This is a genomic window from Ferrovibrio sp. (assembly GCF_029255545.1).
GTDB lineage: Bacteria > Pseudomonadota > Alphaproteobacteria > Ferrovibrionales > Ferrovibrionaceae > Ferrovibrio.
In genome coordinates this window covers 59810-84366 of the sequence record NZ_JANLJJ010000068.1, presented here as the reverse complement: position 1 = coordinate 84366, position 24557 = coordinate 59810, and the positions used below count along the sequence as shown (strand labels likewise).

The 24557-nt window shown below is 65.2% G+C and carries 28 protein-coding genes; 8 read left to right on the top strand and 20 right to left on the bottom strand.

The features are described from left to right. Window positions 1-22 precede the first annotated feature (22 nt). From Q1J79_RS13515 to Q1J79_RS13485, 8 genes are all read left to right on the top strand, one after another. Window positions 23-247, top strand: a complete 225-nt coding sequence (locus Q1J79_RS13515; RefSeq protein WP_300301242.1) for a DUF2798 domain-containing protein — start codon at window positions 23-25, stop codon at window positions 245-247. A 145-nt stretch (window positions 248-392) separates the two neighbouring features. Continuing rightward, complete coding sequence (locus Q1J79_RS13510; protein ID WP_300301241.1) at window positions 393-638, top strand: type II toxin-antitoxin system Phd/YefM family antitoxin; 246 nt, start codon at window positions 393-395, stop codon at window positions 636-638. Next, window positions 635-1018: a type II toxin-antitoxin system VapC family toxin gene (locus Q1J79_RS13505; RefSeq protein WP_300301239.1), complete on the top strand. Its 384-nt coding sequence runs from the start codon at window positions 635-637 to the stop codon at window positions 1016-1018. The genes Q1J79_RS13510 and Q1J79_RS13505 overlap by 4 nt, the downstream gene beginning before the upstream one ends. A 136-nt stretch (window positions 1019-1154) precedes the next feature. Then, window positions 1155-1310 (top strand): hypothetical protein, encoded by a 156-nt coding sequence (locus tag Q1J79_RS21120; protein WP_367182989.1) that lies wholly within the window; start codon window positions 1155-1157, stop codon window positions 1308-1310. Window positions 1311-1589: 279 nt separating this feature from the next. Next, window positions 1590-1787, top strand: coding sequence for a hypothetical protein (locus Q1J79_RS13500; protein ID WP_300301237.1), 198 nt, complete (start codon window positions 1590-1592; stop codon window positions 1785-1787). 71 nt (window positions 1788-1858) lie between these two features. Further along, window positions 1859-2548 carry a Fic family protein gene (locus tag Q1J79_RS13495; RefSeq protein ID WP_300301235.1) on the top strand — a complete coding sequence of 230 codons (690 nt, stop codon included), beginning with the start codon at window positions 1859-1861 and terminating at the stop codon, window positions 2546-2548. Window positions 2549-2713: 165 nt separating this feature from the next. After that, complete coding sequence (locus tag Q1J79_RS13490; protein WP_300301233.1) at window positions 2714-2944, top strand: type IV toxin-antitoxin system AbiEi family antitoxin domain-containing protein; 231 nt, start codon at window positions 2714-2716, stop codon at window positions 2942-2944. 271 nt (window positions 2945-3215) lie between these two features. Next, the gene (locus tag Q1J79_RS13485) at window positions 3216-4163 is read left to right on the top strand and encodes a LysR family transcriptional regulator (RefSeq protein ID WP_300301231.1); all 948 of its coding nucleotides are present in this window, start codon (window positions 3216-3218) and stop codon (window positions 4161-4163) included. Here the strand turns inward: Q1J79_RS13485 and Q1J79_RS13480 are convergent. The 20 genes from Q1J79_RS13480 to Q1J79_RS13385 form a co-directional block, all read right to left on the bottom strand. After that, on the bottom strand, window positions 4136-4378 hold the full coding sequence (locus Q1J79_RS13480; protein WP_300301229.1) for a DUF2274 domain-containing protein: 243 nt from the start codon (window positions 4376-4378) through the stop codon (window positions 4136-4138). The two genes, Q1J79_RS13485 and Q1J79_RS13480, sit on opposite strands and share 28 nt — an antisense overlap. 1 nt (window position 4379) lies before the next feature. Continuing rightward, window positions 4380-5597 carry a TrbI/VirB10 family protein gene (locus tag Q1J79_RS13475; RefSeq protein ID WP_300301227.1) on the bottom strand — a complete coding sequence of 406 codons (1218 nt, stop codon included), beginning with the start codon at window positions 5595-5597 and terminating at the stop codon, window positions 4380-4382. Then, window positions 5594-6619: a P-type conjugative transfer protein TrbG gene (gene trbG, locus Q1J79_RS13470; protein ID WP_300301225.1), complete on the bottom strand. Its 1026-nt coding sequence runs from the start codon at window positions 6617-6619 to the stop codon at window positions 5594-5596. The genes Q1J79_RS13475 and trbG overlap by 4 nt, the downstream gene beginning before the upstream one ends. Continuing rightward, window positions 6616-7299: a conjugal transfer protein TrbF gene (gene trbF, locus Q1J79_RS13465; RefSeq protein ID WP_300301223.1), complete on the bottom strand. Its 684-nt coding sequence runs from the start codon at window positions 7297-7299 to the stop codon at window positions 6616-6618. Before trbF ends, trbG begins: the two co-directional genes overlap by 4 nt. Continuing rightward, entirely contained in the window at window positions 7299-8645 is a 1347-nt protein-coding gene (trbL, locus tag Q1J79_RS13460; protein ID WP_300301221.1) for a P-type conjugative transfer protein TrbL, read from the bottom strand. Before trbL ends, trbF begins: the two co-directional genes overlap by 1 nt. A 4-nt stretch (window positions 8646-8649) precedes the next feature. Then, window positions 8650-9033, bottom strand: a complete 384-nt coding sequence (gene trbK-alt / locus Q1J79_RS13455) for a putative entry exclusion protein TrbK-alt (RefSeq protein ID WP_300301219.1) — start codon at window positions 9031-9033, stop codon at window positions 8650-8652. An 11-nt stretch (window positions 9034-9044) separates the two neighbouring features. After that, window positions 9045-9806, bottom strand: coding sequence for a P-type conjugative transfer protein TrbJ (gene trbJ / locus Q1J79_RS13450; protein ID WP_300301217.1), 762 nt, complete (start codon window positions 9804-9806; stop codon window positions 9045-9047). Beyond that, entirely contained in the window at window positions 9803-12241 is a 2439-nt protein-coding gene (gene trbE / locus Q1J79_RS13445) for a conjugal transfer protein TrbE (protein ID WP_300301207.1), read from the bottom strand. Before trbE ends, trbJ begins: the two co-directional genes overlap by 4 nt. Before the next feature lie 9 nt (window positions 12242-12250). Continuing rightward, entirely contained in the window at window positions 12251-12532 is a 282-nt protein-coding gene (locus Q1J79_RS13440) for a VirB3 family type IV secretion system protein (protein ID WP_203192640.1), read from the bottom strand. Continuing rightward, complete coding sequence (locus tag Q1J79_RS13435; RefSeq protein ID WP_300301204.1) at window positions 12532-12864, bottom strand: TrbC/VirB2 family protein; 333 nt, start codon at window positions 12862-12864, stop codon at window positions 12532-12534. The genes Q1J79_RS13440 and Q1J79_RS13435 overlap by 1 nt, the downstream gene beginning before the upstream one ends. After that, on the bottom strand, window positions 12861-13844 hold the full coding sequence (gene trbB, locus Q1J79_RS13430) for a P-type conjugative transfer ATPase TrbB (RefSeq protein ID WP_300301202.1): 984 nt from the start codon (window positions 13842-13844) through the stop codon (window positions 12861-12863). The genes Q1J79_RS13435 and trbB overlap by 4 nt, the downstream gene beginning before the upstream one ends. Window positions 13845-14013: 169 nt before the next feature. Then, window positions 14014-14475: a CopG family ribbon-helix-helix protein gene (locus Q1J79_RS13425; protein ID WP_300301200.1), complete on the bottom strand. Its 462-nt coding sequence runs from the start codon at window positions 14473-14475 to the stop codon at window positions 14014-14016. Then, the gene (locus tag Q1J79_RS13420; protein WP_300301198.1) at window positions 14456-16444 is read right to left on the bottom strand and encodes a conjugal transfer protein TraG; all 1989 of its coding nucleotides are present in this window, start codon (window positions 16442-16444) and stop codon (window positions 14456-14458) included. Before Q1J79_RS13420 ends, Q1J79_RS13425 begins: the two co-directional genes overlap by 20 nt. A 194-nt stretch (window positions 16445-16638) precedes the next feature. Beyond that, complete coding sequence (locus tag Q1J79_RS13415; protein ID WP_300301195.1) at window positions 16639-17364, bottom strand: cytochrome c biogenesis protein CcdA; 726 nt, start codon at window positions 17362-17364, stop codon at window positions 16639-16641. Further along, window positions 17361-18038, bottom strand: coding sequence for an ABC transporter ATP-binding protein (locus Q1J79_RS13410; protein WP_300301193.1), 678 nt, complete (start codon window positions 18036-18038; stop codon window positions 17361-17363). Before Q1J79_RS13410 ends, Q1J79_RS13415 begins: the two co-directional genes overlap by 4 nt. Further along, complete coding sequence (locus Q1J79_RS13405) at window positions 18031-19293, bottom strand: ABC transporter permease (RefSeq protein WP_300301191.1); 1263 nt, start codon at window positions 19291-19293, stop codon at window positions 18031-18033. The genes Q1J79_RS13410 and Q1J79_RS13405 overlap by 8 nt, the downstream gene beginning before the upstream one ends. An 11-nt stretch (window positions 19294-19304) precedes the next feature. After that, window positions 19305-20498 (bottom strand): ABC transporter permease, encoded by a 1194-nt coding sequence (locus tag Q1J79_RS13400; RefSeq protein WP_300301189.1) that lies wholly within the window; start codon window positions 20496-20498, stop codon window positions 19305-19307. Further along, window positions 20495-22942 (bottom strand): cation-translocating P-type ATPase, encoded by a 2448-nt coding sequence (locus Q1J79_RS13395; RefSeq protein ID WP_300301187.1) that lies wholly within the window; start codon window positions 22940-22942, stop codon window positions 20495-20497. Before Q1J79_RS13395 ends, Q1J79_RS13400 begins: the two co-directional genes overlap by 4 nt. A 142-nt stretch (window positions 22943-23084) precedes the next feature. Next, on the bottom strand, window positions 23085-23765 hold the full coding sequence (locus Q1J79_RS13390; RefSeq protein ID WP_300301184.1) for a cytochrome c biogenesis protein CcdA: 681 nt from the start codon (window positions 23763-23765) through the stop codon (window positions 23085-23087). A 2-nt stretch (window positions 23766-23767) separates the two neighbouring features. Continuing rightward, window positions 23768-24454 carry a MerR family DNA-binding protein gene (locus tag Q1J79_RS13385; protein ID WP_300301182.1) on the bottom strand — a complete coding sequence of 229 codons (687 nt, stop codon included), beginning with the start codon at window positions 24452-24454 and terminating at the stop codon, window positions 23768-23770. Window positions 24455-24557 lie beyond the last annotated feature (103 nt).

Genomic DNA, 24557 nt, shown 5'->3' with positions numbered 1-24557 from the left:
CAAACCTGAAAGGAAAAGACAGATGATCTCCCCCCGATTTGCCCCCGTGGTTTTCGGCTTTGTGCTCTCCGCCCTGATGTCGTTCATCGTCTCGGGCATCGCCACCCTGCGCACCGCCGGGCTGGTGGATGGCTTCATGGCGCTGTGGACCGATGCCTGGCTCACCTCATGGCTGGTGGCCTTTCCGGTCGTGCTGGTGGTCGCGCCGGTGGCGCGGCGCATCGTGCAGGGGCTGGTGAGGGCGTAAGCGTCAGTGAAGATGCGGCTGGCGTGAACGCCGGCCGCATGCATTCCGAACGGATGCTTTTGATATGGTCCATTTAATGGACTAAATTCCGCAAATGACTGGGCTATTAAATGGTCCGAATTTGGAGCAGGCAATGCGGATATCCGTGACTGAAGCCAAGGGACAATTGACCGAACTGGTTCGGCGCGCCGAGGCGGGGGACGAGGTGATCCTGACCCGTCACGGCCATGCCGCCGTGCGCCTCGTGCCGGTCAGGGCGGCGCAGGACAGGAAATCCCGCCGCGCGCTGCTGGAAACCGTGCGAGCCTCCGCCGCAGCCAAGATTGCATCCGCGTCTGAAGCGGCACGCAGGCAGGATTTCCTTTATGGCGATGACGGCCTGCCGGAATGATCGCGGTCGCGACATCGACGCCGATGGCGATTGTTCTCGATGAGCCGGAAGCAGATGCCTGCATGGCGGCCCTTGAGATGGAAGACAATCTCCTGATCTCGGCCGGCACGGTGGCCGAGGCGCTGATCGTCGCCGCGCGTCGCAATGTGGCGGACGAGATGCAGCAACTGATCGACGGCCTCGGCTTCGAGATCGTCAGCGTGACGCCAGCCTCGGCCCGCCGTATCGCGCAGGCTTATGCAACATGGGGAAAGGGCGCGCATCCGGCGGCGCTGAATTTCGGCGACTGCTTCGCCTACGAGGTGACGAAGGAGCATAACTGTCGACTGCTTTATGTCGGCGCGGATTTCGCGAAGACGGATGTTGGGAAGGTCATCTGAGGATGGGCATTGTTGGCATCCGCTTCATGCGGAAACTGTATGCGCAAACAACGAGAGAAAGTCAGTGCTTTGGCACTAGAACATTGGGATCCACAGCGCAAAAAATGGGTGCTCTATTTGAATCAGGAGCAGCACAGTGCCGATTGTCTTGACGGCCGATCTGGCCGACGGATTTGCCGGGCTCTGGGTGAGCGCGTGGCTGCCGTCATGGCCGATCGCGTTCCCGGGTGCTGGTCGTCCGCCGATGGCGCGGCGGATCGTGCACCGTATGGCTAGGGCCGAGTGGGGATGATTCCCAGCCGAATCAGGGACTTTAAATTTAGTTTGAGTGACTTATATACCTAACTCAAGCGCCATATATTGGCTATCTGAGCCTTATCGCCTCTATCGGTAGAAGATTGTTAATCTGCTGTGCGACATCGTGTAGCAGCACAGGCCGATTCGGTGGCGGCGGGCTATTTGCCTTATTGCGGCCATGAGGCGCGTATGTAATGAATTCCATCGGTGGGTATGCCCGTCGGGGAACGATCAAGCTGCGTAACTAGCAGAATTGGTTGTCGGGAGAAGCAAAATGACGACGATGACTATGGATCAGATTCGGGAGTTTGCGAGCACCCATACGGTGACGCCTGCAGAAAGGCGAGCACGCCGGGTCAGCCTTATCACTGGCGTGCTGTCTGAGAAAACTACGCTTACCAAGGATAAAGTCGAGAGTGTCCTCAATCATCTTGAGGGTAATTTGCCCGAAGTTGACCAAAACCAGAAGTAGGTCAGACAGCGTAGGCATAAAGATGAAGGCCCGGTGACCCCGGGCCTTTGTTATATCTGGGGGTGGGGAAAATGCTCGATGACAATTGGGACCTCATCAGGGGGCCAGTCGCCACGGAAATTGAGGTCATCAATGCGACGAGCCAAATCAACGTTCTTGATGGCTTAGTAAAATTCTTACTTGCGCACAACGGGCCGGACGGAACGGGCAAGCCGCCGATGCCAGATGAAGCGGCGCTGTGCAATCTGCATCACGCCGGAACCGTGTTTCTGCTGGATGAGCCTGGCCGGTATAGAAACATCAGGGTCGATGTGCGGGACAAGGACAACAACATTATCCATGAGCCGCCTGAGTGGCAGGATGTGCCCAGACTAATGCGGTTTTTCTTTCGGCAGCTTTCTTCAGTCTGGAATGCGGGCGATCATCTTGATAACGCAGCGTACGCATTGTGGATGATTAACTGGGTCCATCCGTTTAGGAACGGAAACGGCAGGACTGCGCGGGCATTCTGCTACGCAGTTCTTTGCTTGAAAATTGGCGTTGAATTGCCGGGTGCCGTAACGGTCATTGATTTAATTATGCATAACCGACCGCAGTACTATGCTGCATTACGTGCAGCAGATACAACGTTCAAGGAGAATGGCATCCCTGATTTACAGCCGATGAAGCAGTTCATCGGACAGCTCTTGCAGATGCAGATTGCCAGCGCGCAACAGCAGGCCGGGCAAGCGATGGAACATCCTGACACGCCTGCCTCATAACTGCGCTTGCCATAAAGATACGCATCCGCATGGATACAAAGTCCACTGCGCGCAAGCTGGTATTTTCAAAACGAAAATTTGGAGAAATGGCTCGCCGGGGTCGGCGAAGATGCGAACTACGAGTTCTCGATTTCCCTACTCCCCACTACGCCAGAGCCTCCCAAAATGCGCAAGCGCGACCGGGATCGCGCAGAAGCACTACGCCTCGCCGGCGGCCCGAAGCCCTCGCTGAGGGACCGAGCCGTCGCCCTGGCCAATGAGCGCGGCCTGGTGCGGACGCGCGATCTAACGGACATCGGCGTCCCTCGCTGTTACTTGGCCCGCATGTGCGAAGAGGGCCTGCTGGTAAAGGTCGGATATGGCCAGTATCGCGCGGCCGATCGTCAGGCGGCTTGAGGGACGGTGGACGCTGACCGGGGTCCGGGGAACCATGCCGCCGCCAAGCCGGCATTTTGATCCATTTCTTGATCCATTTCGGATCGAATTGATGCAAACGCGTCGCAATAGCATTACCCTGTCAGGCCGACTACAGTCCTAGCGGCCGTACTGCCGATCCGAGTCGGTTGTGCTCCCGCACCGTGAAAATTCCGGCGGGCAATTCCCATATTGGTTGAGGCGGTCGCCGCACGGCCGGGCACATGAATTCCGGGAGTGCCATGACAGGAGGTTGCCGGAATCACAGGAGGAGTTCCGATCGCTGGAAGCGCATATCGAACTGAGACACCTGCGCTATGCGGTCGCCGCTGCACACTATGGCAGTTTTCGGCGGGCGGCTGAGGCGCTTGGGGTCAAGCAATCGACCCTGAGCCGCTGCATTTCGCAATTGGAAGAGCGTCTGGGCGTCGTGTTGTTCGAACGAACCAGCGGTGGCGTTCGGCTGACTACGGCTGGCGTCGAGATATTGCGGACATCCCGGCATCTCGTCGAAACGGTCGATCATATGGCCGCGACCGCCAAGGACATCGGCAGGGGCGAGGCCGGCCGCCTCACGGTCGGATTCTACACCTCGCTGTCGGCCGGGAACCTGCGGGCCAGCCTGATCGAGTATGCGTCGCGGTTCCCGAAGGTCGAAATCCAGACATATGAAGGCGCACGCGCATGCCTGTTCGCCGGCGTCGATGCTGGCCGGCTTGATGTTGCCATCGTGACGGGTGATCCGATCTCTCGCGAGGGGAAGGTCATGGGTCTCTGGAGCGAGCGCATCATGGTCGCGCTGCCCGAAGGTCACCGATTGGCGGGCGGCAACATCGTCTATTGGACCGATCTTAAGGATGAGACCTTCCTTTTCAGCCAGCGTGATCCCGGGCCGGAGATCCAGGACATCTTGCTGGCGAAGCTCGCCGCGCCGGGCGAGCGGCCCAAGGTCATCAGTCACGATGTCAGCCGCGAGAACATCAAGAGCCTCGTGGGGGCGGGCTTCGGCGTCAGCCTGATGTGCGAAGCCTGCATTGGGGCCTCTTACACAGGCGTAGTCTACCGCGAGGCACGGGACGGCAACGGCCCGAGCCGGATCAACTACGCGGCCTATTGGCAGGGCGACAACGACAATCCGGCGCTGGCGGGTTTCATCAACCTGCTGCAAGAGCGCTATCCCGCGTTGCCCGCGGGCGACTGACGCGGCCGCCGCGCCTTCGCGAAGCCGCGATCGGTGGCCATGAAGCGCTCCACCATGGGGACGATCAGCTTGGCCGGGTCGCTCACCGGATGGCCGGTTTCGCGGGCTAGGATTTCCGCGTAGGCGACCAGGTCGCGATGAACGGTCGCTGGAAATTCGATCGTGAGCTTGACCGGCTTGTCGTCGGCAACGGCCCCGAGCTTCAGCTTTGCCATGTCAGCCTCCGTAGGGTTCGAGGACGAGGTCGCGGGTGACGATGACGCGAACGGGGAACCCTGGGCGGATCGTCAAGGTCGGGGCGATGTTCAACTGGCGGCGAACGATCTGCTGACCGGCATCGTTGATCGTGTCCTGCCCGCCGTTGCGGATAGCTTGGATCAGGCGGTCGTCGTCGTTGGTGGCGAGCTCTGCCCCAATGCTCAGCAGCGTGGACAAGCCCGCCGCCTTGGCAAGATCCCACCAGTGATAGTCGACGCCATCCTGGAGGCCGGCATAACCTTCGGCATCAGCGCCAGGTTGACGCTCGAGCACGATCGAGCGGCCGTTCGGGAAGATTAGCCGGTTCCAGACCAGCAGCACGCGGCTTTGGCCGAACTGAACATTGTTGTCATACTGGCCAATGATGCGGGTGCCTTGGGGCACAAGAAGGATGCGGCCCGTCGGGCTGTCATAGATGTTCTCCGTCACTTGCGCGGTGACCTGGCCCGGAAGATCGGACCGGATGCCGGTGATGAGCGCGGCCGAAATCACGGCGCCCGCCTGAAGGATGTTCGGCGATGCCGGAGCCGCGATGCGATCCGGCGAGACGGTGCGGCGATCGACGGCGGCATTGAGGAAGGCGAGTTGCCGATCCTGGGCCGACGGCGTTGCTGGCTGGGGAGCAAGCCCGAGGCTGGCGAGGTCAGGCGTGGGTGGCGGAACAACCGTTGCCGTGCCAGAGGCTGATGGTGGCGTCGGCCGGTTCTCCGTGCCGGCGAAGAGCTTGGCGGTGCGGGCGCTCTCGATTTCCTGAAGGCGGCGTTGTTCCTCGGCGCTGAGACCGGGATTGGGTGCTACTCCGCCGGGGTTGGGCATGGGCTGGCCGCGATTCTGCGCGCCGAGGATAGGACGGCCGAGGTCGCCGGGAAGCGGCGGACCAAGCTGAGGCACACCGCTGTAGTCGCGGGGCAAGCCCGCCAGGCCGTCTGCGGTCGATCGGTTTTCGGTCGAATAGAGTTCTTCGGCGGACTTGCCGCCGTCGCGCGTCTGAAGGGCGTAGATCAGCGCTCCGCCCAGGCCTACGCTCGCCACGAGACCGATGCCGGCGAGCACCTTGCGCGACAGCCGCGTAACGCGCGGAGCCTCCGCACGAAGCCGCATCGGGGCGGCCGCGTCGGCGGTCGACCCGGTCAGCGGCGCATCCTCATCCTCTTTCCGGGCTTCAGACTCGCTCACGACGCCGGCCTCCCGTCGGTACGGGTGATCAGAACGCGCTTCTGGTGGTCACCGGCGCCGAAGCGCAGCTCGGCGGCCGCGAACAGGCGATCGACGACCATGTAGTTGCCGCGGACGCGGTAGTTCACGAGTTCTGAGGTGTTGCCCTCGGGGCCGACCACGAAAAGCGGCGGCATCTCGCCCTGGCCGATGCCGCGCGGGAATTCGATGAAGACCTGCCGTCCGTCGTCATAGGCCCGCAGCGGCCGCCAGGGCGCACGATCGCCCTCGATGGCATAGCGGAAGTTGATGTTGGCGAGGTCGACGCCGGTGGCGATGGGACGCGCTGCCTCGGCCTGCGCGTTTTGGCGGCGCAGGGCGATGAGTTGATCCTGCGGGTACTGCCACGAGACCGACGCCATATAGGTGCGCTCGGTCGAGCGCAGCTCCATGTGATAGGTCCGCAGATTGGTGTTGATGACCAGGTTGGTCATCAGGTCGGCGCGGGTCGGCTTCACCAGGATGTGGACTTGCAGAGTCGCGCCCGAACCGCTCTGCGTGTCACCGATGATCCAGCGGACCGTGTCGCCAGCGGCCACCGGCCCGGAGCCTACGAGCTGCTCGCCGGGCTGCAGGGCGATATCGGTGATCTGACCTACGGCGGTATAGACCTGATAGAGCGCGCCGCTGGTGTAAGGGTAGACCTGCATCGCATTGATGAAGCCGTCGCGGACCGGCTGCACGCGCGCGGCGGCATTGGCTTGATTGACGCGGGCCGTTGGATCGGCCGGCTCCGGGGTTCGGCGCGATTCTTCAACGGGCTTCATCTGCCCCGGCAGCGGTAGCGGACGTGGAAGTTCCACGACCTGCACTGGCCCCGGCGGATCGGCCGTCTGCACGGCCGGCGCCGCGTCGTCATAGGAGATCTCGGGCGGTTTCTGCGTCGTGGCGCAGCCGGCGAGCGCAGTTGCTAAAAGCAGCAGAGCCGCGAGTATGGAAGTGCGAGAAGCCGGGTTTCCGGCTTTACGGAAAGACGGCTTCATTGCCCAAGCTCCCGTGACCAGTTGATGGCGTTGACGTAGATACCGAGCGGGTTCGCGCGCAGCCGGTCGGCGTTGCGCGGCACCTGCACGACGATGGTGAGGATGGCGGTCCAGCGGGTCGTCTCGGCGAGCTGGCCGTTCTCGTAGCGCCGCTCGGTCCAGGCGACGCGGAAGCTGTCCGGCGACGCGCGGATCACGCTGGAAACGTCAACGGCGATCTGCTGCCGGCCGACCTTGGCGAACGGGTCGTTCGAGCGCGCATAATCGTTGAGCGCCATCGCGCCGCGATCGGTCGTGAAGTCGTAGGCGCGCAGCCAGTTCTGGCGGACGATGATGGCATCGGACGGGATCGAGCGGACCTGCTCGATGAGACGCGCGAGGTGGAAGGCGATTTGCGGGTCGGTCGGGCGATAGTCGGCGACCGCTGGCGCCACCGCCTGCGCCTGGCCGAGCCGGTCGACCTGCACCACCCAGGGCACGACCGTGCCACGCGCTGATTGCCAGACGAGCGCGGCAGCAAAGCCAGCCGAAAGGATCAGCGATCCGAAGGCCATGAGGCGCCAGTTCTTGGCCTGGACGCGAGCGCCGCCGATACGATCGTCCCAGACCTGGGCGGCCCGCTGGTAAGGCGTCTCTGGTTCGGGGGTCTTGCCGTAGTGAGTGGAGGGTCGTTTGAACATCAGCGGTCGCTTTCGGAGAGGTTGATGGAGGAGCCGCCGCCGTGGCTGTCGCCGCTGCGAACGGCATGGGCGGCCGCTGTCACGCCGTGGCTCAGCGTTTGGGAGCGTTTCATGCGGCGGGCCCAGGCCGGCGGTCCGTCAGCCGGTGCGGCCGCCTCGGCCGTGCCCCCGCCGATCGTGCCCATGGTCGAGGTGCCGCCCGTAGCTTCGAAGGCGGATTTCCCGCCCTCGGAGAAGCTCGACCGCATGCTGTCGGCGGCGCGCGAGGCCGCCCGGCGGAGAGGCGAAGCCGCCGCGCCACCGGCTGCGCGGGCGACGCCGCCGAGGCCGGAAGCGACGCTTGCTGCGACTGATTGGCCGGCGGCTCCGAGGCTGTAGGCAGTGGCCGCGCCCCCTGCCATCGCGGCGCCACCGCGGGCGGCGGCAGCCGCTCCGCCGGCCAGAGCGCCGACGCCGCCGGCTGCTGCGCCGAGAGCGGCTCCTCCGGCTGCGACCATTCCGCCGGCGGCAAGGCCAGTGCCGACCGCCGCGCCGGCGCCGAGCTGAGGCCCGCCCGAGACGAGGCCGTTGGCGATGCCGGGCCCGAAGATTCCGAGGCCGAGTAGCGACAGCGCGGCGAGCACGATCGCCATGGCGTCGTCAATGGTCGGATTGGCTCCACCGAAGCCGGCAGTGAATTCGGAGAACAGCGTCGAGCCGATGCCAATGATAACGGCCAGCACCAGGACCTTGATGCCGGAGGAGATGATGTTGCCGAGGACGCGCTCGGCCATGAAGGCCGATTTGCCGAAAAGGCCGAAGGGAATGAGCACGAAACCGGCGAGCGTCGTCAGCTTGAACTCGATCAAGGTGACGAAGAGCTGGACGGCGAGGATGAAGAAGGCGAGCAGCACCAGCGCCCAGGCGAAGAACATGCAGGCGATCTGGATGAAATTCTCGAAGAACGACCAGTAGCCCATCAGACTGGAAATCGAGTCGAGCAGCGGCCGCCCGGCATCGAGGCCGGTCTGCGCGACCTTGCCGGGGCGAAGCAGATCCGCGGTCGTGAAGCCGGTGCCGGAAGCCTTCAGGCCAAGACCGGCGAAGCTCTCGAAGACGATGCGGGCGAGATTGTTCCAGTTGCCGATGATGTAGGCGAAGACGCCGACGAACAGCGTCTTCTTGACCAGGCGCGCGATGATGTCGTCGTCAGCGCCCCAGCTCCAGAACAGGGCGGCCAGCGTCACGTCGATAACGATCAGAGTGGTCGCGATGAATGCGACCTCGCCACCGAGCAGACCGAACCCGGAATCGATGTAGCGGGTGAAGACCTCGAGGAAATGGTCGATGACGCCGGTGCCGCCCATGATGCTATCGGGCCTCGTCTTGCTGCGGCGTTGTTTCCTGGGGGGTAGGATTGTCCAGCGTCGTGTTCCGCGGGTCAGCGCCAAACTGGGGCTGCGGGGCCGTCGCCGCATCGGGCAAGCGCTCCTTGGGTCGCGCGCCCGGTGCGAGAAACCGCTCGCGGTTTTCCGCCCAGGCGCGCAGGCAGGCGGCGTCACGGGGGCCGGCCTCGCCAAGGCGCTGGCAACGGATCAGCTCGGCGCGGAGCGGATCGGCCTGCGAATTCTCGACGCGCCCTGCGGACCAGCCGGCGAGCTCGTCCTCCTTCCGGGTCAGCTCGATCGCGGTCGCGGTGACCGCGACCGCGACGAACACCACGGCGCCGAGGCGAGCCAGCATCTTTCCGTCCATGACGCCGCCCCTCAGTTGCCGCCGTAGAACATCTTGGCGCTGCCTGGCTGGTAGCCGGTGCCCGGAGTCAGGAAGCGCCGACGCTGCTCGCGGCCTTGCTCGGCGGCCGTGGCCTGTTCGGCCGACTGGAGCGCCTGCGCCCGGCCGTTGGCGGCGACGACGGCGGTGAGGTCGGCGAGCTGCTGGGCCTGCAGGGCGAGGAGCTGGTTACCGGCCTGGGTCGCCTGCAATGCGCCGGTCGCGCCTTGGCTCTGGCCGACCAGCGCCGACATCTCCGCGCGGTTGGTGTCGATGTTGCCGACGACGCCGGCCTGCACCCGCAGTGCATCCTGCAGGCCACCGACCGTGTTCTGCCAGCGCTCGCGCGCCTGCGCCACGAGCTGCTGGTCAGACGCCGACATCGACGCATTGCCGTAGGTGGATGTGAAGGCCTGGTCGATTTGCTGGACGTCGTAGGCGATGCGTTGGGCCTGCTGTAGGAGCTGCTGCGTCCGCTGCACGGACTGCTGCAGGCGCTGAAGCGAGGAGTACGGCAGGCTTGCGAGATTGCGCGCCTGGTTGATCAGCATCGTCGCCTCGTTCTGAAGCGAGGTGATCTGATTGTTGATCTGCTCCAGCGCGCGGGCCGCCGAGAGAACATTCTGCACGTAGTTCGTCGGGTCGTAGACGATCCATTGCGCGGATGCGGGCGTGACCATCACGGGCGATAGCGCCACGGGAATCGAAAGGATGGACGCGGCGAGAAACGCCGCGCGTGAGCGACGGAAGATCATGGTTTGCTCTCCAGGTTGGTGAGGTCGGGAATGAGGTCGGATGCCCAGGCGACGCCGCGCAGCCGCAGCCAGGCTGGCAGGAATCCGTCGCGGCCGTGTTCGGCGATGGTGCGCTCGATGGCGGCATGGTCGGTCTTCGACGAGGCGGCGCACAGCGCCAACGCAACGTCGGACAGGCCGAGCTCGAACAGCCGGTTGCCGCGGCGGGACTGGCGGTAATAGTCGCGTTTGGGCATCGCGCGGGCGAGGATCTCGATCTGGCGGTCATTGAGGCCGAAGCGCCGGTAGATCGCAGTGATCTGCGGTTCGATCGCGCGCTCGTTCGGCAACAGGAGCCTGGTCTGGCAGCTCTCGATGATGGCGGGCGCAATCGCCGAACCGTCGATGTCGGAGAGCGACTGGGTGGCGAAGACGACGGAGGCGTTCTTCTTGCGCAGCGTCTTCAGCCACTCGCGGAGCTGACCGGCGAAGCCCTCGTCGTCGAGCGCCAGCCAGCCTTCGTCGACGATGAGCAGCGTGGGGCTGCCGTCGAGGCGATCCTCAATGCGATGGAACAGGTAAGCGAGCACGGCCGGCGCCGCGCCCGTTCCGATCAGGCCCTCGGTCTCGAACGCTTGCACCGAGGCTGAGCCGAGGTGCTCGCTTTCGGCGTCGAGCAGCCGGCCATAAGCGCCGCCGACGCAATATGGTCGCAGCGCCTGCTTGAGGTCGTTCGATTGAAGGAGGACGGCAAGCCCGGTGATGGTGCGCTCGCCAACAGGCGCGCTCGCGAGCGAGGTCAGCGCCGTCCAGATATATTCCTTCACCTCCGGCGAGATCGTCACGCCCTCGCGCATCAGGATAGCGACGATCCAGTCGGCGGCCCAGGCACGTTCCGGCACGTCATGAATGCCGGCGAGAGGTTGCAGCGACACGCTGTCGGCCGCGCCCTGGGTCAACCCGCCGCCGAGATCGTGCCAATCGCCGCCCATGGCGAGCGCCGCGGCGCGGATAGAGCCGCCGAAATCGAAGGCGAAGACCCGCGAGCCCGAATAGCGCCGGAACTGAAGCGCCATCAGCGCCAACAGCACGGACTTGCCGGCGCCGGTCGGCCCGACGACGAGCGTGTGGCCGACGTCGCCGACATGAAGGGAAAACCGGAACGGGGTTGACCCTTCGGTCTTGCCGAACAGCAAGGGGGGCGCACCGAAGTGCTCATCCCGTTCCGGCCCCGCCCACACCGCCGACAGCGGGATCATGTGGGCGAGATTGAGCGTCGAGATCGGCGGTTGCCGGACGTTGGCGTAAACATGGCCGGGCAGTGACCCGAGCCAAGCGTCGGCGGCGTTGATCGTCTCCGCCATCGCGGTGAAGTCGCGGCCCTGAACGATCTTCTCCACCAAGCGCAGCTTCTCGGCTGCGATGCGTGGATCGGCGTCCCAGACGGCGACCGTCGCGGTGACATAGGCCTGGCCGGCATAGTCGGCGCCGAGCTCCTGGAGCGCGAGATCGGCATCGGCCGCCTTGTTCGCCGCGTCGGTATCGACCAGCGCCGAGGCCTCGTTGGTCATCACCTCCTTGAGGATCGCGGCGATCGACTTGCGCTTGGAGAACCACTGCCGCCGGATCTTGGTGAGCAGCTTGGTGGCGTCGGTCTTGTCCAGAAGGACGGCGCGCGTCGACCAGCGATACGGAAAGGCGAGCCGATTGAGGTCGTCGAGCAGACCGGGCGTGGTCGCCGTCGGGAAGCCGACGATCGTCAAGATACGCAAGTGGGCGTCGCCCAGGCGCGGTTCCAGCCCGCCGGTGAGCGGTTGATCGGCCAGCAGCGCATCGAGATATATCGGTGTCTCAGGCACGCGCACGCGATGGCGTTTCGTCGAGACGGTCGAATGGAGATAGGTCAGCGTCTCGCCGTCATCGAGCCAGGCGCATTCCGGCATGAAATTCTCGATGAGCTGGAGCACGCGGTCGGTGCGATCAGCGAAGCCGCGCAACGCCTCGTAAGGGTCGATGCCGTTCTCGGCCTTGCCTTCATAGAGCCAGCTCTCGGCGCGGGCGGCGTCCTCCGCTGGCGGCAGATAGACGAAGGTCAGGAAATAGCTGGACTCGAAATGCGAGGCGTCTTCCTCGAAATCCGCCTTGCGTTCGGCGTCGACCAGGGCCGAGGCGGCCTCGGGAAAGCGGCTCGCGGGATAGGCCCCGGCGCCATGGCGTTGCGCCTCGACGAAGATCGCCCATCCCGAGCCGAGGCGGCGGAAGGCGTTGTTCAGCCGGCCGGCCACGGCGACGAGCTCGGCGGGAACCGCAGAGTCGAGGTCGGGACCGCGAAACCGCGCGGTGCGCTGGAAGCTCCCGTCCTTGTTGAGGACGACGCCCTCGCCCGCGAGCGCGGCCCAGGGCAGGAAATCCGCGAGGCGGGTCGAGGTCCGGCGATATTCGGCGAGGTTCATCATGAGCCCACCTCAGACGTTCAGATGGCCGGGAATGCGCAGGTGACGGCGCACGACATCGACGAATTGCGGATCGCGTTTGGCCGCCCACACGGCCGCGAAATGGCCGATCGCCCAGAGCCCGAGACCGACCAGCCAGAGGCGCAGGCCAAGGCCGAGCGCTGCCGCCAGCGTGCCGTTGAGGATGGCGATCGAACGTGGCGCGCCGCCGAGCAGGATGTGCTCGGTGAGCGCCCGGTGGACCGGGACGGCGTAGCCCGGCACTTCGCCGGCGCTGTCGATCAGGCTCGCCATCAGACGAGCGCTCCACCGCCGAAGGAGAAGAAGGACAGGAAGAAGCTCGACGCGGCGAAGGCGATCGACAGGCCAAAGACGATCTGGATCAGCTTCCGCGCGCCGCCTGATGTATCGCCGAAGGCGAGTGTTAAACCTGTGATGATGATGATCATCACAGCGATGATCTTGGCCACAGGTCCCTCAATCGACTCGAGGATGGACTGCAGCGGCGCTTCCCAAGGCATGGACGAGCCGGAAGCATATGCGGCGGGCGCCATCATCATGCTGACGAAGGCGACGGCCGCCGCCGTCGAGATATGGCGGCAGAGGCGCAGGCAATGACGATTCATGGGAGATCTCCTGAGAGGGGCTGGGTTGTGGGGGTGACGCGGTAGTCGCCGTCCGGCTTGAGACCCTCGACGCGGGCGAGTTCGGCGAGGCGACGGGTCAAGCCTCGGCCGCTGAGCACCGCGACGAGATCGATGGTCTCGGCGATCAGCGCGCGGGGGACGGTGACGACAGCTTCCTGGATAAGCTGTTCGAGGCGGCGCAGCGCGCCGAGCGCGGTGCCGGCGTGGATCGTGCCGATACCGCCGGGGTGGCCCGTGCCCCATGCTTTAAGGAGATCGAGCGCTTCGGAACCGCGCACCTCGCCGATCGGGATGCGGTCGGGGCGCAGGCGAAGCGAGGAGCGGACGAGATCGGAGAGCGAGGCGACGCCGTCCTTGGTGCGCATCGCAACGAGGTTCGGCGCGGCGCATTGCAGTTCGCGCGTGTCCTCGATCAGCACGACGCGGTCGGAGGTCTTCGACACCTCGGCGAGCAGCGCATTGGTGAGCGTGGTCTTGCCGGTGGACGTGCCGCCGGCGACGAGAATGTTGCGCCGGTCGGCGACGGCCTGACGAAGGATCGCGGCCTGGTCGGCTGACATGATCTCGGCCGCGACGTAGTCCTGCAGTGTGAACACCGCGACGGCCGGCTTGCGGATCGCGAAGGCCGGAGCTGTGACGACGGGTGGCAGCAGACCCTCGAACCGCTCGCCGGTCTCGGGCAGTTCGGCCGAGACGCGTGGGCGACCGGAATGAACCTCGGCGCCGACATGGTGCGCGACCAGACGCACGATGCGCTCGCCGTCGGCGGCGGACAGACGTTCTCCCGTATCGGAAAGTCCCTCCGACAGGCGGTCGATCCAGAGCCGCCCGTCGGGATTGAGCATCACCTCGACGATCGACGGGTCTTCCAGGAATCCTGCGATGGCGGGGCCGAGAGCGGTGCGCAACATGCGCGCGCCGCGAAGTATCGCCTCGGATTGCTGGTGAGAAACCGTCATGTCGTCCCCGTTCCGTGCGGGACCGCCGACAAGCGGCCCTGGATCGGGGATGAGTAGAAGAGGCAGAAGTTGGGGCGTGGCAACAACCGGAATGTGGTCGTAGCGCTCTGGCGTACAAAGACAGGGGATCGGCGGTACTGATGAATACTTGCGATGCCGCGCGCGATGACTATTCCGCGTCCGCGATGCCCGACACGTCTTCCGAAATCTCCTGACGCAGCTTCGGTCCCTTGGCGAGTCGCCGGCCGAGCGCAGCGACGAAGGCGTCGTATCGCTCGCCTGCCTGAGCACGCGCCGCGGCCTGGGCAGGTTCCGGCAACGGCGGATTGGTCGTCAACCAGAAGCGGACGAAGACGGCCAGCATCTCGACGGAGATGCCGAGGTCGCGTTCCATTCGCGTCATGCGGCGATCGACCTGGTCGAGACGCTTGGTGGTCGCTGCTTCCTGCCGTTCGGCGGCGTCGGGCGACAGGAAGGAAGCGATGGCCGCTTCGGCAATCAGGGAGCGCGATTGATCGCGCCGTGCGGCATAGGCCGCCAGCGCCTTCATGACGTCCGGATCGAGATAGACGGACAGGCGCTGCTTTTTTGATGGTTTCGTCATCGGCGCCTCACAGGTCCATGCCGTCATTGGGGTCGAGTGAGACCTGTCGGGCGACGCCCTGCATGACCTGGTTCATCCGGCTCATCCGGGCGCTGTCGTCTTCCTCGTCGTCGCCGAAATCGGCGGCGAACTCATTGTCGATCGGCGCCTTCTTCTCGACGGTCCCGGCCTTGTTCAGCTCGGGCTGGTGGCGGCGTTCCGAGCCGGTCGGATCCTCGTCGTCGCCCTGGCCATCTGTTGCGGCGGCGCCCTCGATCTCCAGCCGCGGCGGCAGCGGCATCTTGCTCCAGTCATCCGGCTTTGCCGCCGCTGTCTTTGCCAGCGCTGGCGGTGGCAGGATGCGTTCCTGAAACCGACGATCCTCGAAGTAGCGGGCCTTCTTCGCCCGGATCGGCGGTGTACCCGCCACCATGATGATCTCGTCCGCAGGTGGGAGCTGCATGACCTCGCCGGGCGTCAGCAGCGGCCGTGCGGTCTCAGAGCGCGAGACCATCAGATGGCCGAGCCAGGGACTGAGCCTGTGCCCGGCATAGTTCCGCATCGCCCGCATCTCGGTCGCGGTGCCGAGCGCATCGGAGACGCGCTTGGCCGTCCGCTCGTCGTTGGTCGCGAAGCTGACGCGCACATGGCAGTTGTCGAGGATCGAGTTGTTCGGCCCATAGGCCTTCTCGATCTGGTTCAGCGACTGCGCGATGAGGAAGCTCTTCAGGCCGTAGCCGGCCATGAACGCCAGAGCGGACTCGAAGAAGTCGAGGCGGCCGAGTGCCGGGAACTCGTCGAGCATCAGGAGCAGGCGATGCCGCCCGCCCTTGGTCTGCAGATCCTCGGTTAATCGCCGGCCGACCTGATTGAGGATCAGCCGGATCAGCGGCTTGGTGCGCGCGATGTCGGAGGGTGGGACCACGAGGTAGAGTGTCGACGGCCGCACGCCGCCGACGATGTCGGTGATGCGCCAGTCGCAGCGGCGCGTCACGGCCGCCACGACCGGGTCGCGGTAGAGCCCGAGAAAGGACATCGCGGTCGACAGCACGCCCGAGCGCTCGTTGTCCGATTTGTTCAGCAGCTCCCGGGCGGCGGAGGCTATGACCGGGTGGGGTCCGGCCGCGCCGAGATGGGCGGTCTTCATCATGGCGGCAAGCGTCGACTCGATCGGCCGCTTCGGATCGGACAGGAAGGCGGCGACGCCGGCGAGCGTCTTGTCGGCCTCGGCATAGAGGACGTGGAGGATGGCGCCGACGAGGAGCGCGTGGCTGGTCTTCTCCCAGTGATTCCGCTTTTCCAGCGACCCTTCGGGATCGACCAGGATGTCGGCGATGTTCTGAACGTCGCGAACTTCCCATTCACCGCGACGGACTTCGAGCAGCGGATTGTAGGCGGCCGACTTCGCGTTGGTCGGGTCGAAGAGCAGCACCCGGCCATGCCGCGCGCGGAAGCCGGCGGTGAGTTGCCAGTTCTCGCCCTTGATGTCGTGGACGATGGCTGAGCCCGGCCAGGTCAGCAGCGATGGCACCACGAGGCCGACGCCCTTGCCGGAGCGGGTCGGCGCGAAGCAGAGCACATGCTCGGGTCCGTCGTGGCGAAGATAGGTGCGATCAAGCTTGCCGAGCACGACGCCGTCGGGTCCAAGCAGCCCAGCGGATTTCACCTCATCGGGCCGTGCCCAGCGCGCGGAGCCGTAGGTCTCGACGTTCTTGGCCTCGCGGGCTCGCCAGACCGACATGCCGATCGCGACCGCGATCGCGATGAAGCCGCCGGATGCCGCGATGTAGGCGCCCTCGACGAAGATCGGCGGCGCGTAGGCATCGTAGAGATACCACCACCAAAAGAAGGCGGGCGGATAGTAGATGGGCCAGCCGAACAGCTCGAACCACGGACGGCCGAGCTGCGGCTGAAAGCCGAGCTGCCAGGCCGTCCACTGCGTCGCGGCCCAGGTCGTGGTGAGCACGATCAGGAAGACGACGAAGATCTGTCCCCACAGGATTTTGGTCGCGGACAAGCCTTGGTTTCCTTAACAGCAAATACCGTCAAAGTCGGTGGCTCGTGCCGGGGATTACAAGGCGTCGCTGCCGGGAAGCGTAGGTTTGGCGGCGCTAGCGAACAGATACAGGGAATGGCGCAATAAGCGTTGGGGGCTACTCGCGACCGATTGTGTTGAAAGCGGCAGCCGCCTAACCAAACTGGGTCCATTGTTCATGGCGTCAGCCACCCGGCGTAAAGGGCGGCCTGATAGAGGAAATAGACTGCTGCGGCGAGCATCAGCGCGGCGCCGGCGCGTTCGGCCCACAGCGTAAACCGGCGGGTGTGCCTGAGATGTGCGAGGCTCCCAGCCGCGGTGCCGGCCACCACGATCGGAATGCCGCGGGCAAGGCCGAAGGTGGCCATGAGAACCGCGCCCATCAGTGGGTCGGCCGTCCCAGCAGCCGCAGCCACGACCGGAAGCAGGAGCGGGGTGCAGGCCGGACAGGTCGACAAACCGAACGGAAGTCCGAGCAAATAGCTGCCAAGAAAGCTCCGCGTCGGTTTAACCGATGGCGTGAGCACTGGCACGACGATGTGGATGACGCGCAGCAACGCAAGGCCGGCCACCGTCAGGATGACCGCTAAGAAAGCGTAGGCGAGAGCGAGATAACTGACCAGAACGCGCAGCACGGCGAACCCGGCAAGACCGAACAGGGCGCCGAGCACCGCATCGACCGTGGCGATACCGAGCGCGAAGCCCACCGACAGCCACAGCCCTTCGACGTGTCGCCCGCCGGATGCTGCCGCGCCCTGTCCCGCCGCGAGGCCGGCCGCCACCGAAATCAGTGGGAACGAGCTCGGCGCAATCCCGACGACGAGGCCGGCGAGAGCAACGAGCGCCACAGCGAGCGGCGTGAGGGCGGTAACGTCTTGCAGCAGCGGCTCGAGTGCGGTCATGCCCTGATCCGCCCATCCTGGAGATGCAGCACCCGATCCGCCATCGCCGCCAGCGGCTCGGCATGGGTAACCACGAGGACGGTCCGCTCCCGCGAAATCTCCTTCAGCAGCTCGTAGATCAGCGCGCCGGTCTTGGAGTCGAGGTTGCCGGTCGGCTCGTCGGCGAGGACCAGTCGCGGCTCGTTGGCGATGGCGCGAGCAATCGCCACGCGCTGCATCTCACCGCCGCTAAGCTCGTTCGCGCGATGCTTTAACCTGTGCCCAAGTTGAAACCTCTCCAACAGGGCCTTTGCCCGCCTAGTTCTCTCCGACCTTGCAACGCCGTTGAATTCCATCGGCAGCGCGACGTTCTCCAGGGCCGTCAGGTTCGGGATGAGGTTGAAGGTCTGGAAGACGAACCCGACCGTCCGCCGGCGAAACCGGGTCAGCTCGCCCTGCGGCAGGCCGTTCACCACTTGGCTGGCCACGACGACCTCGCCGCGCGTGGGCCGGTCCATGGCCCCGATCAGGTGCAGAAGCGTCGACTTGCCGCTTCCGCTCGGGCCGACGATGGCGACCATGCCCTTCTCCGGCAATTCGAGATCGACGTCGGCGATGGCATTGATGGTTTCGCCGCGCTTGCGATAGGACTTCGAGATGCCGCGAAGCTCGATCAATGGCGTTGTGCTATTCATGCTTCATGGCCTCCAGCGGGGAGAGTTTGACGGCTTGCCAGACGCCATAGGCACTGCCGACGGCTGCGGTGAGCACAGCGACCACGAGAACGAGAATGAGCACCGAAGCCGAAACCTGGTTGCTGACCGCGAGGCTCTCGAACAGCGGCTTGTAGTGGCTCGGCAGGAAGGGGCCGATGCTGAGCGCGAACAGGCGTCCCGTGACCATCGCGCCCACCGCCCCGAAGAGCAGCAGGCCAAGCGCACCCCCGAGCAGGCTTAGCGCCACGGCTTCGGTGAGGAACTGAACGGTGACGCCGCCATCGCTCGCACCGATCGCCTTCAGCGTGCCGATCTCGCGTGCCCGCTCCCGCACTGTCATCAAGAGAACGAAGAAAACGACGATGACCATCAGCGCAATCGCCAAAAGACCCCCGGCGCCGGAAAGCTGCATGACCGTGCGGCTGGTCGTGGCAGTGAAGATGGCGGCGCTCTCGGGCACCAGGATGTCCGCCACGTCGCCGACAGCGTCTCTCAGGCGTTGCGCCACGAGCGGGACGTTTTCGACCGAGTCCACTTTGACGAAGAGCCAGGAGATTCCCTGATCCGTGCCGTAGACCGACCGGAAGGTGTCGACCGGCATGAAAAGCTGGAGGTCGCCGAAAATGTAGCCGCTGGCGTACATGCCGACGATCCGGAGCTCCCGCGTCGGGCGATCCATGGCGAAGATCACGGGATGTGTGCGCGTCGGGTCGACGTTCAGTGTTGCCGTGCCCATGTCCTCGGGCTTGATCCCTGCCCATTGGGCGTAACCCTGGCCAATGATCGCCACGTCCTGTCCGGCATCTTCGGGGGTGAAGTCGCGGCCGGCTATGATCCTTGGATTGCCCGCCTCGCCGTGCGACTCGAGGCGTTTCACGGCCGTCGGCGCCAGCCCCACATGCATGACGAAGTTGGGCGGCGTGATGGGCGCCATGGCCAGCAGGTACGGCTCGACCTGCTCCACGTGCGCGATCCCGCGCACCTTCTCCAGGACATCCTGGGGCAGGATGCGATCCTGGCCGACCATGTTCACGTGGCCCATAGACCCGCGCGCGCGGAGCTGCAGGACGGTATTCACGTTCTCGGCCAGCACCGCGGTCTGCCGCTGCACTGCGTCCCCGATCGCATTCATGGCGAGGAGCAGAAAGAACGGCACGCCGATCAGGATCGCGACGAGAACCAGCCGGACCTTGTTCCGCAGCAGATTGCGAAGCCCCAAGACCATCATTCCCATCGAGGCTCTCCTTACGTGTCCTTCATGGCCTGCACGGGGCTGAGCCGGATGCCCTTGAAGACCGGATAGCAGCTGCCGATGGCGGCAAAAGCAAATCCGCCGACGACGATCAACAGGAGCGTGTTCTGATCGAGGCGCAGGTCGAGGTCCAAGGCCGCGCGCAGGGCGAAGCCGAACAGGGCGGCCACGAGCACCGCGCCGGCCGCAGCAAGAAAGATCAAGGCGAGGACCTCCGATAGGAACTGCTTCGCGATCTCCCAGTTCGAAGCGCCGATCGCCTTGAGCGTGCCGATCTCCCGGATGCGCTCCTTGGTGGCCAATACCATGACGAACGCCACAAGCACGCCGCCGATCGCGAACAGCAGAAGCGAGGCGTAGAGCGTGGCGGCGGCCATGCTGCCGAGCGTGGTCCTGGCCGTCGACACCTGCTCGGACGCGGTGACGGCGTCGACCCCCCGCAACTGCTTGAGATCCGCGGTGACGGCCTCGACGTTCGCGACCGAGTCGACCGTCACTCGGATCTTCGAAAGCTTATCGCCAGGATTGTAGATCCGCCGGAAGGCTTCCAGGGGAACGAAGACGTGGTTGTCCCCGAAGTCATTACCGGTGGCGTAGATGCCGATGACCTCGAGCGTGTGGCCATTCAGAGCGACCGTACGCCCGCTGAGCGCGGTCTCGCTGCGCGCATCGATGCCCAAGCGCTCCTTCGCATACAGGCGACCGACCACGGCCACGTCCCGATCAGCGTCCGGCTCGCCCAAGCCCCGCCCCGCTATGATCCGGGCGTTCTCGTAGTCGACTTCGCCGATCGCACGCATCGGGGCCGTGGGACGAAGGCCGATGACCATCGCGTAGGCATTCGGCTTACTCGCATCGATCTCGGGGCTATGGATGTATTCTTCGACCCTGGTAATGTGGCCAGCGCTCGCGATACGTCGCAACTGCTCCAGCGTGGCGAGAGAGAACGTATCCGCGCCTATGGGCCTGTCGCCGCCGAAGCCGCCGGTGCCGAACGCGCCGGCCTCGCGCAGCTCAATGACCGTCCGGACGCTCGCCTGCAGGTCCTCCAGCTTCTGCCGCGTGAGGGAGGCACCCTGCACCATCACCGCGAAGAGGCCGATGATGATGGCGAGGAGGAGCACGACGACGCTGGTGCGAACCCGGGTCCTGAAGGGGTTTCGGAGTCCTCTGGTCACTGCGCTCATGCCTTCTCCGCTGCGACCGGTTTGCCGACGCTGAGGATGGCTTGGAAGAACAGCGAGGGCTGGCCCCACAGCGAGTTGAAGAAGATCGTCGTCACGCTCACCGCCATGGCCACCATCGCCCAGACCGGATAGACGAGCCCGGTCGTCGCCAGCGGCACGCCGATACCGTTGAACAGGAAGGCGAGCGAGACGTTCTGCACCATTTTGCGGTAGCTGCGGCGGCTGATCTCTCGGGCGGTCACCACACCGTCGAGCCGATTGCTCAGGATGATGATGTCGGCCGCATCGATGGCGATGTCAGTGCCCCCGCCCATGGCGATACCGACATCCGCCTGCATCAGCGCCGGCGCATCGTTGATGCCATCGCCGACCATTGCCACTCGGCCCCTTTCCTGAAGCCGCCGCACGAGCGCCGCCTTTTCGCCGGGGAGGATTCCGGCGTGAACCTCGTCGATCCCGACCTCGGCCGCGACCCGTCGCGCCGCGAGCTCGTTGTCGCCAGTCACCAGCACGGTTCTGACGCCCACATCTTTCAGTGCGGCCAATGTTTGGGCGGCCTCGCTCCTGACAGTGTCGCCAAGGGCGAGTAGGCCAAGAGGCTGCCCGTTGCGGCAGACAGCGATGACGGTGCGTCCGGCGCGTTCGAGCGTAACGATGCGGCTCGCCAGCGACGCCAAGTCAATGCCGCTCTCGGTCATGAAGCGTGGGCTACCGGCCAGCACGGTTTCCGTACCGATGCGCACACGAACGCCCTTGCCCGGAACAGCCTCGAAGCGCTCCACCTCAGGCGGCGTGATATTCCGCTCGAAGGCAGCGGTTACGATCGCGTCAGCCAGCGGATGCTCGGAGGAGGCTTCGGCTGCGGCAGCGACGCCGAGCAGACCCTCCTCGGTGATGCCTGTAGCTTCGATCTCGATAAGGCGCGGTCGCCCCTCGGTCAGCGTCCCGGTCTTGTCGAAGGCGACCTGGCTCACCAGCCGGTAGCCCTGGAACGCCTCGCCGGTGCGCATGAGGATTCCCCGCTCGGCCGCCTCACCCGCGCCACGCACGATCGACAGCGGCGCCGAGATGCCGACGGCGCAGGGATAGCCCATGACCAGCACGCTCAGACCCGCGAATACCGCCCGCTGCAGGTCGGGCTCGCTGCCGAGCAGCCAGGGAACAATCATCCAGCCAAGCGCCGCGAGCAACGCGATCGTGAGTACCGTTGGTGTGTAGACGACAAGCACGCGGTCGACGAGGTGCAGAAGGCCGGGCTTCAGAGCGCGGGCGTCCTCGACCTCGCGTGCGATGCGCTGCAGGAAGCTCTGCTCGCCAACCGCGGTGACCCGGACGAGCAGCGCGCCCGTGCCGTTGATCGATCCACCGATGACCTTATCGCCGACCGAGCGCTCGACTGGTATCGGCTCGCCGGTGACGAGCGCCTGATTGACCGAAGAATGCCCCTCCACCACCTCGCCATCGACGGGCAAGTGTTCGCCTGGGCGGATGCGCACGAGGTCGTCGACCACGACGTCCGCTATCGGGATCTCCACCTCGCGGCCGTTCCGCACAACGCGGGCGACGTCCGGCTGGAGGTCGAGCAGGCGCTTGACCGCCTGAGAGCTGCGGGTCTTGACGATGAGCGACAGCCATTCGGAGAAGAGATGGTAGGTGGCGACCATGACCGAGACCGCGAAGAACGGCGCGGTCGGGTAGCCGGGCGGATCGAAGGTGAGCCCGATCAGGCCGCCCGTGAGGCCGGCGAACGCGCCTGCTTCCAAGAGCACGTGCTGATTCAGAATCCCCCGGCGCAGCGCCTGGATCGCCATGCTCAGGATGTGACGGGCGACGCCGAAGACGAGGAGAACTGCAAGCGCACCGACCAGCCACGGCGTGGCCGCCGTAACACCGAGCGTCTCGCGGTACAGGAGCAGTGAGCCGGCAAGCACCCCGAGACCCGTTGCGCTTGAAGTCGCGATCCATAGTCCTTGCGCACGGAGCACCAGGAACACGAAGCCGATGAGGCCGAGTGCGGCGACGAGCGGCAGCGCGGTTGATCCGATGCCTGTTGGCGCTGCGATGAGCGCGATGGCAATCAGGCTGAAGGCGACGGCGACAAGGAAGCGCCGACCCTCGCGCACGAGATCGCGTTCCTCCTCCTCGAAGGCGCGCAGCTTGCGCGGATCGTGCAATGTGTAGCCAATATCGCGCAGCGTCTGGAGGAGTTCAGTTGGGTCGGCTATGGCGGGGTCGTATTCAACCAGAGCCTGCTCGTGGGTGAGGCTCACCGCCACCTTGTCGACGCCGGGCTTGCGGCCGAGCGCCTTTTCGATGGTGCTCGTGCAGAGCGAACAGTGGAGCCCACCGATGCGCGCCCGGATACGCGCCCGATCCCGGCGGCTCGCGGGCTCCTCGGTCCATAGTGGCAGGGCGGCAGGGTCTGTGGTTGTCGCGACGGTCATGGCGGCCTCCGTTGAGGCTGGTTGCCGGGAAGGACGCCCTTGCCGGCTTCGATTCGGGCAACTTCAGTGGAAGCCTGCACCCCGTACCGACGTACGGAGTCAAGAGGCGACGATGGCTGGACAAAGCGCGACTGCGCTTACGTCACGCCGGCTCGGGCAGGGTAACGAACAGGCCGAATCCGATCGACCACAGGCCGAGCGCCACGAGCACGACGCCGGTCCAAAAGGGCACGCGGGCCGAGAGGCCCGCCAGCCAGTCGAGCGCCCGCCGCGCCGGTGCGAACAGCACGGCTAGGACAAGCGGCAGCGACAGCGCGAGGCCGAATACGGCGAGGGAGACGAAGCCGCCGAGGAATGTGGCACCTGTCGCGCCACCAGCCGCCGCGGCCCCAAGAAGGACCAGCAGCAGCGGCGCCGCGCAGGCCGGGATGTTGAGGCCGAAGAGCACGCCGAGGCCGACGGATCCACGTGCGCTGGAGAGACTGCTGAGCCGCGGTCCGATCGACTGCATCAGCAATCGCGCCCGCCCCGTGGCGTAGAGCGCGCCAATGACGAGATACACCGCGCCAAGTAAGATCCACGCGCCCTTCTGCAACCCGAGGAAAGCCGTGCCCAGAAGGACCGCCAGGACGCCCAACGCGCCGATGAAAATTGCGCGCGTTGCACCGAACAGCACGGTTTCGGCAAGCTTCCGCGCCGCTTCCTTGCGCTCGAGATACTTGATGAAGATGAGGCTCGAGCCGATCGAGCAGGGCTCGATGAAGCCGAACAGGCCTAGCGCTGCGGGGACGACAAGGAGATTGATGAGCCCGAATTCCGTCACGATCACTGGCTCGCGACGGAATATCCGGCTTTGCGGATCGCCGCCGCGAGCTGGTCCTCGTTCCTGACCTGTGGATCGAACAGGATGCGGGCTTCGCGCGCCTTGAACGAAACGGTTGCCTTGCGCACACCGGGCTCGGTCGAAACGAGCGCCTCGATGGTGCGTGCACAGCCGTCGCAGTGCATGCCGTCGATCTTGAACGTGGCGGTTTTCACGTCCTGTCCTTTCGTTGTTCTGTTCTGACCAACTCTCTTACCGGATGGTCGGAGGGCCTTTGTCGCTCGGCGACCGGCCATTGCGTCGATGATCGTGCAGGCGCGCAAGGCGCCGCCGCCCGGGCAGGTAGCAATCAATTCGTCGAGGGCGCTCCGGATGTGCTGAAGCTGCGCGATCTTACGGTCGACCTCTTCGCGCTTGCTCACCGCCTGCGTTCGGACATCGCCGCAATCGGCCCCCGGATCGGCCCGTAGCGAGAGGAGTTCCGCAATCTCGCGCAGGGAGAATCCGAGCTCCTGCCCCTGCCGGATGAATCGGATACGCTCGACGACCTCGGTATCATAGAAGCGATAGCCACCGGTCCTTGGCCGGACGGGTTGCTCGATCAGCCCGCGCCGCTCGTAAAAGCGGATGGTTTCGACGCCGACGCCCGCCCGCTCGGCGGCTCGGCTGATGGTCATTCCGGTGGCCATGGCGTGTCTCGTAAAGTAAGAACTTTAGACTCCGTACCACAGTACGGGGTCAATACCCATTGGCCTCGCTATGGCGGATAAGCGAAGAGCGCAAGGCTCGCCG